The following is a 14,518-nucleotide window of genomic DNA, read 5'->3' as shown; positions in this document are numbered from 1 at the left end:
TTGGTGATACGGAAAAGAAAGTATATGAAATAAAGCCTATCTATCGCTTAGCCATTCAAAATACGGCTCCGCACATTGAGCATGGTTTCGCGATAGATGTTACGTACCTTGTCCATCGCCGTCTCTAATTTCTGTTGGGCCGCCTCGTAATCATCATATACTTCCATAAGCCGTGCAGCGATTTCGCTACCGGCAGACTTTTCTATTTCGAAGACCCAATCCTGCAATCCGATATCATACCACATTTGACCTTTGATGGTATCTTGGGGCTGTCTTAAATAAAATGCGGGCGTATTGTTAAAACAAGCAATAATGGGCGAATGGCATTCCATACTGACTACTGCTACTGCACTGGCGTAAAGGGAAGCCGCCTCGTCGCAGAACCAATAACGGTCCATTTTGATGACGTGGCTACGTACGTCTGGAGGCAGGGGTTGAACCACCAACTCGTCCATGATGGCTAATTGGTAAGTCATCTCCGGACAAACTACGACTGGAAAGCCTGTTTGTCTTACCCAGGTAACAATGGCCTCCCGTAATTTTGCATTGTCTTCTTCTTTGTAACGATCGTTTAGGGTATCTACTTCGCGAATCTGCTCTGGTGTCCAACTTCTATCTAATTGGTAGTAAGGTGTACGGCGGAGGCGGGTAACCACACAGAGGAACTTCTTATAGCGCAACTGGTGTTCGTTCATAAAATTCACCGCATCATGATCATTGCGAAGATCCATCGCAAAGGTAGCATCCGGTGCAAAACCAATTGCTCCCGCTTTTATACCATTATCCCGTAAGTTTTTTACCGACAAGGTATCCCGTAGATACACGAAAGCGGCATGATCCAACAAATCCTTACGTTCTGGATTAATCTCTTCTACCGTCACCCCGTAAATACCATAGGGCTTTTTGAAGCGTTTCCGCCACCATTGCAATTTGGGCTGTGCGACCACCGATGGTCCCGATCCATGTAACATAAAATCAGCACTTTCTGCAGCGCGAATAACCGCCTCTTCCGTTACATTGCCTTCTTTTACGGTACCTTTGACGATCTGAAGATCTGGAAACTTACGAAGTAACATGTGGTCGATTGCCCGTACATCGTGATTCGGCCAAAGGATGACCTTTGTGTCGGGAAGAAAGATATTCAATAAGGCCAAAAGGCCGGGAGTGTGGGCAATATCTCCAATGTTGTAGTACTGCCATCCCGATACTAAGAGGATAGTTGTTGGTTTTTCTTCTGCCAATAGGCGAAGCGTGGGTATGGCTGATGCGCCAGCAAGAAGGGCTAATTGTTTGAGTGATGTTCTACGATTCATATGTAAATAATTATTTATGAGTATATATTTTCAGCGGCATAAATGAGCTCATTTCACTCGATTTTTCTTTTAATGGCCATATGGAATACCCAGATTATTTTTATTTGTGTTGTGTAATCATGGGTATTTCATAAGATTAATTTATTGGATAAATGATCTGTTGTACATCCGCCATCTTTACGCCGCGGACGCCACCATCAAAACTGTTATAAATAATATACCTACCCGATCGGTCCCAGGTAGGGTGGGCATCCAACCGGAAAGCATTATCTTTCACCTTAGCGGTCTCCACTTCGTCGATGATCAATTCCGCTCCTGTTTTAACATTCAACAAACGGATAGGAACAACGCCATCTCCCCTGGTCACGCTGGTTTCGCTGGGGTAGGCATCGGTAACTACCCACGGAAGGCCTTTTGGATGAAAAGAAGGGTGGCCTGATCCAGGCCAGAATACTTCCTTCAATTCGGTGCCATCATACTTAAAAGTAACGAGTTCCAAGGCAGGTTTCTGGTCATTGATATTGAGGTTCATGGAAATATGCTCCCCATCGGGCATCCAAGCCATATGATGACCGCCTTTGGCGTATTGCTGCGTCGTAATGGCGGTATGGATATCCGTCCCATCCGGCTTCAGTGTAATAATGGCCACACGACGTTTGCCACCATCACGTGGCCATAGCACTAAGCAGGTCATGATACGGGTATGTTGTGGGTTCCACATGGCTTTGAAGCAGTAGTATTCGTAATCCTGCGGATTGGGTATCTTTACGCTAGGGGTGGCTTTCTGGTAAATGTCTGCTATGGTGGCAACGCAACGCGTTTCATTCGTAGTCACATCGGTTACGAAAATTCCGTCGGTTGCTACAGGGCCAATATGGTGTTGTCTGTAAGCATCTGGTACGATAACCCCGTAACCCGATTGGGCATAAAACGAATTGCGAAGGTTGTGCCCCACCAGCTGGCTACCATCGGAAGCGCACATAAACATAGTGCCATGTAGCTTACGCGACTCCTTCGTCAACGGGTTGTACAGTACTGTAACCGCTTCCCAGGTGCTCGTATCCACATCGTTATAGAACAATTGACTGTCATCCTTACCCCATTGTACATTGGCCCCTACCTGCATTTCCCAGCCAAAAGAGCGTCCTACAATCGTGGCATCTCCTGTTTTACGATCGACGAGCAGAACTTCACCCCAATCTCCTGGCTCAGGATAATGATCTTCAAACGGCATCCTGAACAGCGCGAAATACTTTCCCGACGGACTAAGGGGTGAGGTATCATGAAAGCGATGAATAATCCGGCCGGTAGCTACCCGTTCGATAGGTACCGTAATTTTCTGAGGATGCCGGCTCTGTGCCGCAAGCTCTTGTAGGTAGACAGTCAATACCATTGTCCAACCTATCATAATCAAATTCCATCTGCTCATACTATTGTTCATATCCCGGATTTTGTTCCAGCAGGGGATTATTATCGATATCCTGTTGCGGAATGGGCAACAAGGTATGGAAAGGTTTGATCAGCGCGTTGCGATCAAAACTATTCTCTGCCTTAACAGCATCGATAAGTCTACCGGTACGGACAAGGTCAAACCAGCGCATATTCTCGAACGCAAATTCAAGACGTCGTTCCTGCCAGACCGCTTCTTTAAACGCTTGGTAATCGAGCCCAGCATACGAATTAAGTCCGGCACGGGTTCTAACCCTATTCAACGCTTCATAGGCCAAGGCATCGGGACCATGATTAACCTCATTTTGTGCTTCGGCATACATTAATAACACATCAGAAAAACGGATGAGCGGCACACTGGTACCTTCCCCCCCGTTCGTCTGGGCCGTTTTATCCCATAATTTCTGAAATGAAATGGCATTAGCCGGATTGGGATCGGTAATCGATAGGTTGGTAGTTTTTCCATTATAGGTATAGGAGGTGATAAAGGTTACGTCGCGCCGTTGATCTGCCTCAGTATACAGCTGGTACAGACTTGCTGTCGGGCGGGCGATGCCTGCTCCTCCACCGGGATAAATGGGTGCACCCCTTACGCCATAACCACGGCCAAGACCATGCCCCGAAACATCAGTAAGGTATTGGATTTCAAAAATATTTTCCTTTCCGCCCCTTGCACTCAGCGCGAAGGCATCAGCAAAGGTATCATATAAACCAAATGACCCCTCATCGATGACCTCTTTGGTTTTTTGGGCTGCCTGCTGCCAGAAGGGTGAATTGGCATCTGTACCTGCCCGGAAAAGGTACATACGAGCCATTAGTGCTTTAGCCGCATTGCTAGTTGCCCTTCCCACGTCTGCCCCCGTATATTTAGGTGGCAATACCTGCTCTGCTTCCTGTAGGTCGGCTTCAATCAACGCATAGACATCCGCTACTGCAGCACGCGCCAACTCCAAGTTTTCTGCACCTTCGGTTGGCTCGGTTACCAACGGTACACCTCCATAGAACCTCACCAAGGTTAGGTAAGCCAATGCACGCAGAAATTTTGCTTCCGCAATGTAACGGTTTCGAAGCTGTTCATCCATCGGAATATCGGGCAGCCGTTTGATGACAATGTTGGAGCGGTTAATGCTTTGGTAAGCCCCCGGAAAAAAGCGGAGATAATTCGTTTCTGGCGTAATATCGTACCGCCAAACCAATGGGCGGGCAGCATCGCCGGTTAAAAATGGGATGGCATCATCTGTTGTGACCAGATCATGGAAAATATCCGGATTATAGATAGATGCATAGCAAGCGCCCAATGCCGATTTAGCATCTTCCTCTGTACGATAGAACGTTGCATCCGTCAAGTTCGTAACCGGCGCAATATCCAGTCGACTTTCACAAGCGGATAAGGAGATGAGCCCCGCAACCATTATTGACAAGAAATAATATATTATGTTTAAGCGTTTCATATGTATATGGTTTGTTTTTTTAATTGCCATATGGAATACTCACGTGTGTTTGTATGTTTTGGAAACATGAGTATTTAATAATGATCAGAATTTAAGGTTCAACCCAAACAAAAACGTCTTTGCCGACGGATAGACGCCATAGTCAATACCTTGGCTAATGGATGAATTGCCAAAACGGTTTACTTCAGGATCATATCCTGTATAGTCTGTCAGGGTAAATAAATTTTGTCCGGACACATAAATGCGCAATTGGCTAACAGACCATCCGCGCAACAGGTTGCCTGGCAAGGTATAACCCAAGGTGATGGTTTTGAATCGGATATACGATCCGTCTTCCACCTGAAAAGAAGAGAGGATCCGGGAACCTCCACTGGCATTTGCCCGGGGAATGGTATTGCTGGGATTTTCCGGAGTCCATCGGTCGAGTGCACGTTTCGAAAGGTTATTACCACCAGTCATGTTCAGCTGGTCAAAAGTGCCATAATTCAGGATTTCATTGCCAAATACACCTTGTATGAATACATTGAGATCAAAACCCTTATAACTGAATGTGTTGTTCCATCCACCGAAGCTACTCGGGTTGGCATTGCCAATAATGGCACGATCGTCATCGTTAATCACATGATCTCCATTCTGGTCGACGTAACGAATATCTCCCGGCTTGGCGGTAGGCTGGGCTGATGTAGCAACTTCCTCAGCGCTTTGAAAAATACCGTCCATCTCATAGCCGTAGAAATTGCTAAGCGGTTCACCAACACGGAGCAGAATAGGATTGAGCCCTGTATTGGAGATAACAGCATCCCCACCTGTCCGAAATTCCTTTCGCTTATCCAGCGCCAGCACCTTATTTTTATTGAAGGTGATGTTGAATGCCGTTGTCCATTTTAGATCCGCCTTATCAATAATAGCTGCGTTAATAGCCAATTCCACACCATGGTTTTCTACCTTGCCAATGTTCTGCAACATGGTGCTAAAGCCGGAGTTGGTGGGCACACCTACGTCAAATAACAGATTTGAGGTGGTTTTATGGTAATAATCGCCGGTGAAGGATAAACGATTATCAAAGAAACCGAGGTCCACACCAAGATCCAACTGCGCATTTTTCTCCCACCGGAGGTCGGGATTGGGAATGATATTCGGTGCATTACCGGTAAAGAGCGTACCCCCCAACACATAATTCAAGGAAGACATACCCGCGACATAACGGTAGTTATCAATTTCCTGATTACCTGATAACCCGTAGCTCACCCGAAGCTTTGCATCGCTGATTTTTTGGATATCACGCAACCACGATTCATTCTTCAACTTCCACGCCACCGCCCCAGATGGAAAGAAGCCGAATTTGTTATTGGGCCCAAAGCGTGAAGATCCATCTCGCCGTCCGGTAAGGGTGAACAGAAACCGGTCGTCGAAGCCATAGTTTACACGGGCAATGTAGGATATCAAACGCCAATCTGTTGCCCCGGAAGATGGGGCAACTAAGGTAGACCCGCTGCCCAGGTTATGGTACAGTGCAAAATCGTCATTGAAGTTATTGGCATTTGCCGTGGCCGTTTCATAATTTGATTGCTGATAGGTGTACCCGATCATGGCATTGAGATGGTGTTGTTCGCCGAGCTGCTTATCATACGTAAGGGTATTTTCATTAAGCCAATTGATAGTTTGTGCAGAAGCAACGGATGCTTTACCGCCCAAAGAAGCTCCGGCAAGGACCAACTTAGACGTATAGGAACTGGCTTTATTGGACAAAAGATCAGCCCCGATCGTACTCCTTAGTTTCAGTCCGTCAATAATCTCCAATTCTGCATAGGCATTACTGAGCACCCGGATGATGGAGCTCTTGTTGGTATACTCTTTGGCCATCGCATACGGATTGTCTGCGCCGAGACCATTTAGCGGACCGGTGTAGATATTGTAAGATCCATCCTCATTGAGGATCGGTAGTGTAGGCGAATAATTCAGCGCAGCGGGAATTAAATTGCCATAGGAGGTATTCCCGGCTGTTTCGGTTTCTGCACTGTTGCCATTGGTATATGCCGCCTGGGTTGAAAGGCCCACTTTTAGTCGACTGGAAACATCGCTGTCTACGTTAGCCCTAAACGAGTAACGATTGAAATCGCTCCTCAAGATAATACCCTTTTGGCCATAATAACCGAGCGATAGCGCATATCGGTTTTTTTCTGATCCACCCAATGCCGTCAATTGATGGTCTTGTATAGGCGCATCTCGCATGATCGCATCCTGCCAATCGGTTCCTTCACCCAATGTTTCAGGGAGAGGGCGATCAGCAGCGCTACCGTCAAAATAAGGAGCTCCGCCACTATTGACATTGGCCTCGTTCACAAATTCAGCAAATTGTTTTGCGTTCAATAAGGGGATTTGATGCCTGACCGACTGCTGACCATAGTAACCATCATAACTCACGATGGATTTTCCCGCTTTACCCCGTTTGGTTGTCACCAAGATAACTCCGTTTGAACCCCGGGAACCATAAATGGCTGTTGCCGAAGCATCCTTTAACACTTCTATGGATTCAATATCATTGGTATTGATGGAGTTGAGGTTGCCAGTAGGAAACCCATCGATTACGTACAGTGGTTCGTTCCCAGCATTAACCGACCCGGTACCACGAATACGAACCGTGGTGCTTCCACCCGGCCGAGCAGAATTGGTAATTACATTAACCCCCGAAACTCGGCCTTGCATTGCTCGATCCAACGCCACAATGGGTGTGGATTGAACCTCCGACGAGCCCACAGAAGCAACAGATCCGGTAAGATCTCCACGTTTTACAGCTCCATAGCCCACGACAACTACTTCATCCAAATCACTTATCGAGGTTTTTAGGATAACATCCATGGTTTGGCTACTTCCAATTTCCCGTTCTACGGCACCATAGCCCATCATCGAGAAAACCACTGATTTGGCATTTGCAGGCATCGCCGTCTGATAACGACCCGATGCGTTGGTTGTTGTCACCACAGACGTTCCCTTGATGGTCACCGTTACACCCGCCAAGGGTTGCCCTTGCTCATCAGTTACAGTACCATTCAATTCGCGTTGCTGTGCTTCGGCAACACGAATAACAGCATTATCTTGGTGTAGCCCTTGAGCATTTTTCTTCTTAATGATCAGAATCGTTTTATCTTCTATTGTATAGCTGAAGGGCTGTTCTAGAAACACTTTATCAAGCAATTTGGTCATTTCCATTTTATGTACCGAAAGGCTAACGGGTTTGGCGCGTTGTAACTCTTCATAATTATACAAGACCACAAAACCCGTCTGCTGTTCAATGGCCTGAAAGATCTGTTCGAGGGGTTTATTCGTAGTTTTTAGGGTAATGTATTGCGCATAACTACGTGCCTGTAGCTGTATGCACACCATACACATCAACGCTACGGTTAGTTTAGTGACCATAAGGACTTTCCGTAAAATCGCAAAGCCTTTCTCGCCTCGCTTTTTATTCATAATTTTGTCATTGCTAAGGTTATACTTTGGTTAAATAATCTCATCTTATTGTGGTTGAAGGTAATCTTAGTATCCAGCGGGGTAGTGGAGTCAACACTTCCCTGCTTTTTTGACCAATTACCGTTCCGCCGCTTATGTAGGCGCTTGTTTTATTTCCATCCTATTCATTTCGTTTTAACCGTTATGGTATTTGTACTAGCATTTATGATGCTGGCTTTAATATCAGGGTTCTGTCTGATTTCCATTCAGCTTTAATTTGGAAATCTTGTTCCAAAAAATTCAGAAAAGTGGACAGTTTAACTCCTCGACTCATTTTTCCACCAAGGTAGCCGCTAGGTTTTTTGCCTTCGTACCGTACGTTCACATCGTACCAACGTTCAATTTGCTTCATCGCTTGATCAATGGTTAGCTCATGAAAGTTGAACAAGCCATCTTTCCAAGCAATGGAGGCCTCTACGTTAGCCTGGCCCACTTCGATGTGTGCACCATGTACGGTAGCCTGTTGTCCAGGACGTAACAGATTGGAGTGATGCGCAATAAGATTAAAGACTTTTACTTTGCCCTGTACTAAGGTTGTTTTCGTATCGGCTTCATCTGGATATGCCGCAATATTAAAAGCCGTTCCCAAGACCTCGATTTGCTGTCCACTGCTGCTCACCTTAAAGGGCCTCTTTTCATCTTTTGCCACCTCAAAATAAGCCTCACCGGATACCTCGACCATCCGTTCGCCCTCGGGGAAATGAGCTGGATAACTGAGTGAGCTTCCTGCATTCAGCCATACCTGAGTACCATCGGACAGGGTGATTTGATAGGTACCTCCCTTTGGAGTGCTAATCGTCATAAGCGATGCTCCTTTGCCCGTTGAACCTAAAACGCGGGATCCATCCGAATACTTAATTTCATCGCCCATGATAACCCCGTTTTGATATTCACTCAGATCCACCGTTAGGCCGTCTGCCAAGGTCAATTTGGCGCGATTGGTTCCAGGTAAGACCTGCTCTGTAGTGACTATATCTTTTTTTTTCGGGTATTGACGTTCGCTAAGCAAGAACCAACCTGTAAATAGGATCACCAAAACGACTGCCGCCACCGAAATATACGGCCGAACAAGGTGCCAGCGTCTTTGCCACTTGACGGGACGTTCTATCTTTGCCTGAAGTTGTGGATACAGTGCAGCCACCCGCTCGTCAATAAACCTAGCATCAACAAACGCTGGTTGGCTCTCCAGTACCTGTAGTACGGTAGCTTTGAATGCTTCGTCCTCCAAATCTCCCAGTTGGGAAAAGAGTTGATTAAATTCTTCGCGGCTGATTTGTTTATTCAGATAATCCGCCAACAATTGCTTGATATACGCTTGATTTTCCAATGATCAGTAATCTGTTTATAATCCGTTTGTCCCCCTATACGCTTGAACAAGAAAAACACACTACTGAAAAAATAATTTTTTATTGGAAAATGATCATCCAACCGAGGAGGTATAACAATACAATTTGTTCACCATGAGCGGAACGCAGTACATAACGCTTAATTTCTTTAATAGCTTTGACCAGTTGGTTGCTCACCGTTGACACCGAAATGCCCATGGCATCCGCGACTTCTTGATAACTACGTCCTTCCAGTTTACACATCAGTACGACCTGCCGACGCTTAGGGGAAAGCTGTTGAATAGCTTGGACAACAAGCTGGTATTGTTCTTTTCCGATCGTGGTTTCCTCCGTTTGAAGGTAAAAGCTCACCGCACTGGCCCATAATTCTTCTTGCAAGGCTTTGTCACGGCTTATTTTACGAAACAGATCAATCGCTAAATGATCGGCAATACGGTATAGATAGGTTTTAAATCCCTGCTCAGGATCAATCTGTTGGCGTTTTTCCCAAAGTTTCAAAAACGTATCCTGCACAATTTCCTCCACCGTGGCGGTATCTTTAAATAGACGCAGCAAACGTTGATAAAGTTTGGGTGCGAGCGCCCTGTAGATCTCTTCAAATGCCAAGGTGTCCCCATCGCGCAATTTGCACAGTAAATTAACACTGATGTTTGGTGAAGAAGAGGTCATAATTGGATTTCCATTTCAAAAATACATTTTTTTTGAAAAATGCAAGGCGCAAACAGGATATTTCCAAATCAACCCCTGTATTAAATTAAAACCATATACTGGGCTAAACAAGGTTTGCCTATCGTTTTACTCATGCAGCATCCTGATTATCCCCAAACTCGGGATTTCCTTTGACCAGCTTCGATATGTATTCAAAGATGTTCGAAGCCCATCGAAGGAATGTCGAAGAAGCTCGAACGATTCTCGAATAGGAGCCGAACAATACAAAGAGCACATTCGAACACCAACCGAAGCGCCATCGAAGGTCATCCGAAGGATTGTCGAAGCAGTCTCGAACATGTCTCGAAGCTGTCACGAACGACCCTCGAAGGTTCCCCGAACAGCAGTCATATTAATCTGTTAATTTTCCAAAGAAAAAGTACCTTTGCTCCCATGCAAACAGAAGGTTTTGAAATAAAATTACCCCAATTTGAAGGTCCTTTTGATCTATTGCTTTTTTTTATCGAGCGAGATGAGCTCAATATACATGATATCCAGATTTCCAAAATCACGGATGATTTCCTGGATTATATCCATCACATGAATGCTTTAAACATGGAGTTGGCCAGCGAGTTTATTTTCGTTGCGGCTACCTTGATGCGCATCAAAGCTAAAATGTTGCTTCCCAGACCAGAATTCGATGAAGAAGGAAATGAAATCGACTTAAAGAAAGATTTAGTACAAAAACTCATCGAATATAAGAAATTCAAAACCGTATGCGCGGATTTGAAGCTTTTGGAAGACCAGCGCTTTATGATCGAAAAAAGGGGAAACATCGCTTTCAATTTACAATTGATTGCCAACGATGCTGAACCGGGCGAAGAATTAAGCTCTTTTGATCTTTATAAATTGATGAAGGTGTATGACCGATTAATGAATCATTACCTTAATCAGTCACAGGAGGTCAAACATACCGTTGTTCAATATCCATATACCATTGAACAACAAAAAAAAGCTATCACTTCTTTATTAACCATTAACAAAAAATTAGACTTTAAAGCCATTCAGCAATTCTCCGAAAACAAAGTCCATTTTGTCTATAACTTCTTAGCTATTTTAGAACTGCTACAGCAACAATTGCTGGAACTTCAATTAGGTATAGGTTATAATAACTTTTGGGTAAAGGAGAAAAGGGCTTGAAAAATTCCTATCTTTGCGCAATAGCTAAAACAGGCACTTATTATCAACAATTAATGGAAAGAGATAACATCATATTTGACCTCATTCAAGAGGAGTTACAACGACAGGAAGAAGGCATCGAGCTTATTGCTTCTGAAAATTTTGTGAGCAAACAGGTTATGGAAGCAGCCGGTTCAGTACTAACCAATAAATATGCCGAAGGCTTACCTGGTAAACGTTATTATGGCGGTTGTGAAGTAGTCGATGAGGTGGAACAAATAGCTATTGATCGGGCAAAGCAACTTTTTAATGCCGCTTGGGTAAATGTACAACCACACTCAGGAGCGCAAGCAAATGCTGCCGTATTTCTAGCGATTTTAAAACCCGGTGATAAAATCCTTGGTTTCGACCTTTCCCATGGTGGGCACCTTACCCACGGCTCACCAGTAAACTTTTCAGGAAAATTATATGAACCCCACTTCTATGGTGTTGATAAAGAAACCGGTTTAATTGATTATAAGGCGTTGGAAGAAACGGCACTACGGGAAAAGCCAAAAGCGATTATCATAGGTGCTTCCGCTTATTCACGTGATTGGGATTATGCTTTTATCCGCCAAGTTGCCGATAAAATCGGCGCGTTGGTCGTAGCCGATATTTCCCATCCCGCCGGACTCATTGCACGCGGACTACTAACCGACCCACTCCCTCATTGCCACATTGTCACCACAACTACCCATAAAACCCTAAGAGGGCCACGTGGTGGTATGATTATGATGGGTAAAGACTTCGAAAATCCCTGGGGCCTAAAAACGCCTAAAGGAGAAATCCGCATGATGTCGTCCCTATTGGATATGGCGGTTTTTCCCGGTACACAAGGGGGACCATTGGAGCACATTATCGCAGCAAAAGCCATCGCCTTCGGAGAAGCACTAAGTGATGACTATATGACCTATATTTTACAGGTTAAGCAAAATGCCGCAGCGATGGCCAAAGCCTTTGTTGGCAAAGGATATCAAATCATTTCTGGCGGTACAGACAACCATTCGATGTTGATCGATTTACGCAATAAGGGTATTAGTGGGAAAGCGGCCGAGGCAGCGCTCGGTGAAGCCGGGATTACCACCAATAAAAATATGGTACCTTTTGATGATAAATCACCTTTTGTTACCTCAGGTATCCGTATGGGAACGGCTGCTATTACTACAAGAGGCTTAAAAGAAGATGAAATGGTGCAGATTGTTGAACTGATAGACCGCGTTATTAACGATCCTGAAAATGAACAGGTGCTTGATGCCATACACGAAGAAGTGCTTCAGCTGATGGCCAAATTTCCTTTATATAGCTAATTTGATAAGTACATCATAACAAAACGGGTAATTCGTATGGATTACCCGTTTTTTATTGCCTTATCTTACCTGTTTCTCCCTACCCTTTTCTTTGATTAAGAGAATGTTAATATAGAATATACTATGGCTAGACAGAAGGTTGACAGAGGTAATACCTCTGTCAACCCTCTGTTAAGTATCTGTCAACCCACTGTTAATCCTTCGTTAAGAATAAAGAGAGATGGACATTAAATAGCGGGTAACCTGAATATAGCATGGAATAATAAAAGGATTAAAAGAAATTACTAATGGGTATAGGCCAATGCAATAACACTAACTTTTACCTCGGGTATTTCTAAAAGCACGTTTGCGCAAGCTTCAATGGTAGCCCCCGTGGTGAACACATCATCCACCAATAATACGTGCTTACCTTCAAGTTTTTCGGGGTCTTGAATGTGAAAAGCAGAACGCATGTTTTCATAACGTTCAAAACGATTCTTGGTGGTTTGCGATGCATCCTGACTATGTCGGATTAAATTTCCAAGTTCAATAGGAATATCTAACGAATAACTTAACCCTTTTGCGAAATATTCACTTTGATTATACGTTCTTCGCTTTAATTTTTTTGGATGGAGCGGGACAGGTAATATCACATCTGCCGTATGGAAAACGGTATCTTTTAGTAACAGACCATACTTCTTTCCCAAAACGATTCCAACTTCTGACTTGCCAAGATATTTTAAGTGATGGAGGATCTGTTGAACCTGGGTACCTTTGATAAAATAAAAACATGCTGTTACTTGCTCCAATGGCACACGACCCCACAACTGCCGAGCGGCAGCATTAGCTTTATCCAGATGAAAATTCGTAAGTGGTAAATGATACCAACAATGGGTACAGATCAACACTTCATGTTCATATAAGGGTCTTTTACAACCCAAACAAAGATCAGGATAGAGCAGTGAGAAAAAATGTTTGAGGTAACGCAGCATAGGTTTAGACTTCACCCCTCTTTCACCGCTAGCTGTCCACATGCGGCATCAATATCTTTTCCGCGACTGCGCCTAACATGAGTAGTAATCCCCTTCTTTCTTAAAAAAGCGGCAAAACGGTCTATCTTATCTTCTGCTGCCTGCTCAAAGTCTGCAAAAGTTATCGGATTATATTCAATAATATTTACTTTGCAAGGTAGGTGTTTGCAAAATAGGGCAAGCTCAGCCGCATCTGTTAGTTCATCGTTAAAGCCGTTAAAAACAATATACTCATATGTGACCGGATTTTTGGTTTTAGCAAAGTAATACTTTAATGCTTCTGCCAAAGCCCTTAACGAATTTTGCTCATTAATGGGCATGATTTCGTTTCGTTTCTTATCATTTGCAGCGTGTAATGATAAAGCCAAGTTAAACTTTACCCCATCATCTCCCAGCTTTTTAATCATTTTAGCAATACCTGCCGTGGATACCGTTATACGTTTGGCCGCCATATTTAAACCGTCTACAGAAGTGATCCGGTCTATCGAACGAAGCACTTGCGCATAATTCAGCAACGGCTCGCCCATTCCCATATATACAATATTACTTAAAGGTAACTGATAATTTTCTAAGGCTTGTTTATTGATCAGTACCACCTGATCGTAAATTTCGTCAGCATTCAGATTTCGCTTACGATCCATATAGCCCGTAGCACAAAATTTACAGGTCAAGCTACAACCTACCTGCGAGCTGACACAAGCGGTCATCCGATCAGGTGTAGGAATTAACACCCCTTCAATGATATTTTTATCGTAAAGTCTAAATGTACTTTTTATGGTTTTATCCGAACTGTATTGAGACTTATCAACAACTACCGCGTGAATGATATAGTTAGCCTTCAACTGATCACGTAGCGATTTACCCAGATTGGTCATCTCATCAAAATCGGTACACGACTTCTGCCATAACCATTCGTAAATCTGTTTAGCTCGAAAATTTGGTTCGCCCAAAGCCTGTAATCTTTCTTTCAACTGATCGAGGCTTAACGACCTGATGTCGATTTTCTTTCCTATATAATCCACGCTGCAAAATTAGCTAAACCCTTGATTATATACAAGTTTATGCCAACTGCTCTCCTGTCTAGCGTATTGCCCTATTTAAGCCCGAAAAGACCGATTGCAACGTATCGTATTGTTTTCCACCCAACCCAAAATAGCTAAGCCTTTGGTGCTCAAGTCTGTTAAAGCATTGTGCAAATTTCTTTTGTTACATATTTTTTACTAACATTGCCCCTAATTATTAAAAAGGACATTAATACGTTTTAAAAGA

Annotated in this window: 10 protein-coding genes; 2 read left to right on the top strand and 8 right to left on the bottom strand. The window is 44.0% G+C overall.

Going from position 1 to position 14,518, the window contains the following annotated elements; genetic code table 11:
• Positions 1–47 precede the first annotated feature (47 nt).
• The 6 genes from ABD930_RS18415 to ABD930_RS18390 form a co-directional block, all read right to left on the bottom strand.
• Positions 48–1,313, bottom strand: coding sequence for a polysaccharide pyruvyl transferase family protein (locus ABD930_RS18415; RefSeq protein ID WP_345234005.1), 1,266 nt, complete (start codon positions 1,311–1,313; stop codon positions 48–50).
• A gap of 136 nt (positions 1,314–1,449) precedes the next feature.
• Positions 1,450–2,754 (bottom strand): TolB-like translocation protein, encoded by a 1,305-nt coding sequence (locus tag ABD930_RS18410; RefSeq protein WP_345234003.1) that lies wholly within the window; start codon positions 2,752–2,754, stop codon positions 1,450–1,452.
• On the bottom strand, positions 2,744–4,213 hold the full coding sequence (locus ABD930_RS18405; RefSeq protein WP_345234001.1) for a RagB/SusD family nutrient uptake outer membrane protein: 1,470 nt from the start codon (positions 4,211–4,213) through the stop codon (positions 2,744–2,746). Before ABD930_RS18405 ends, ABD930_RS18410 begins: the two co-directional genes overlap by 11 nt.
• Before the next feature lie 84 nt (positions 4,214–4,297).
• The gene (locus ABD930_RS18400) at positions 4,298–7,681 is read right to left on the bottom strand and encodes a SusC/RagA family TonB-linked outer membrane protein (protein ID WP_345233997.1); all 3,384 of its coding nucleotides are present in this window, start codon (positions 7,679–7,681) and stop codon (positions 4,298–4,300) included.
• Positions 7,682–7,883: 202 nt separating this feature from the next.
• The gene (locus tag ABD930_RS18395; protein ID WP_345233993.1) at positions 7,884–9,047 is read right to left on the bottom strand and encodes a FecR family protein; all 1,164 of its coding nucleotides are present in this window, start codon (positions 9,045–9,047) and stop codon (positions 7,884–7,886) included.
• Positions 9,048–9,126: 79 nt separating this feature from the next.
• The gene (locus ABD930_RS18390) at positions 9,127–9,735 is read right to left on the bottom strand and encodes an RNA polymerase sigma-70 factor (protein ID WP_345233991.1); all 609 of its coding nucleotides are present in this window, start codon (positions 9,733–9,735) and stop codon (positions 9,127–9,129) included.
• 432 nt (positions 9,736–10,167) lie between these two features.
• Between ABD930_RS18390 and ABD930_RS18385 the strand changes: the two genes are divergently transcribed.
• Complete coding sequence (locus ABD930_RS18385) at positions 10,168–10,914, top strand: segregation and condensation protein A (protein WP_345233989.1); 747 nt, start codon at positions 10,168–10,170, stop codon at positions 10,912–10,914.
• A gap of 53 nt (positions 10,915–10,967) precedes the next feature.
• Positions 10,968–12,239: a serine hydroxymethyltransferase gene (locus ABD930_RS18380; protein WP_345233987.1), complete on the top strand. Its 1,272-nt coding sequence runs from the start codon at positions 10,968–10,970 to the stop codon at positions 12,237–12,239.
• A gap of 284 nt (positions 12,240–12,523) precedes the next feature.
• Here the strand turns inward: ABD930_RS18380 and ABD930_RS18375 are convergent, their stop codons facing one another.
• Together ABD930_RS18375 and rlmN are read right to left on the bottom strand one after the other, a co-directional pair.
• Positions 12,524–13,252 (bottom strand): ComF family protein, encoded by a 729-nt coding sequence (locus tag ABD930_RS18375; RefSeq protein WP_345233985.1) that lies wholly within the window; start codon positions 13,250–13,252, stop codon positions 12,524–12,526.
• Complete coding sequence (gene rlmN / locus ABD930_RS18370) at positions 13,222–14,262, bottom strand: dual-specificity RNA methyltransferase RlmN (RefSeq protein ID WP_486348636.1); 1,041 nt, start codon at positions 14,260–14,262, stop codon at positions 13,222–13,224. The genes ABD930_RS18375 and rlmN overlap by 31 nt, the downstream gene beginning before the upstream one ends.
• Positions 14,263–14,518: the final 256 nt, after the last annotated feature.

This window comes from Olivibacter ginsenosidimutans (assembly GCF_039542865.1).
Taxonomy (GTDB): Bacteria; Bacteroidota; Bacteroidia; order Sphingobacteriales; family Sphingobacteriaceae; genus Olivibacter; species Olivibacter ginsenosidimutans.
This window is presented reverse-complemented; position numbering and strand designations above follow the sequence as displayed.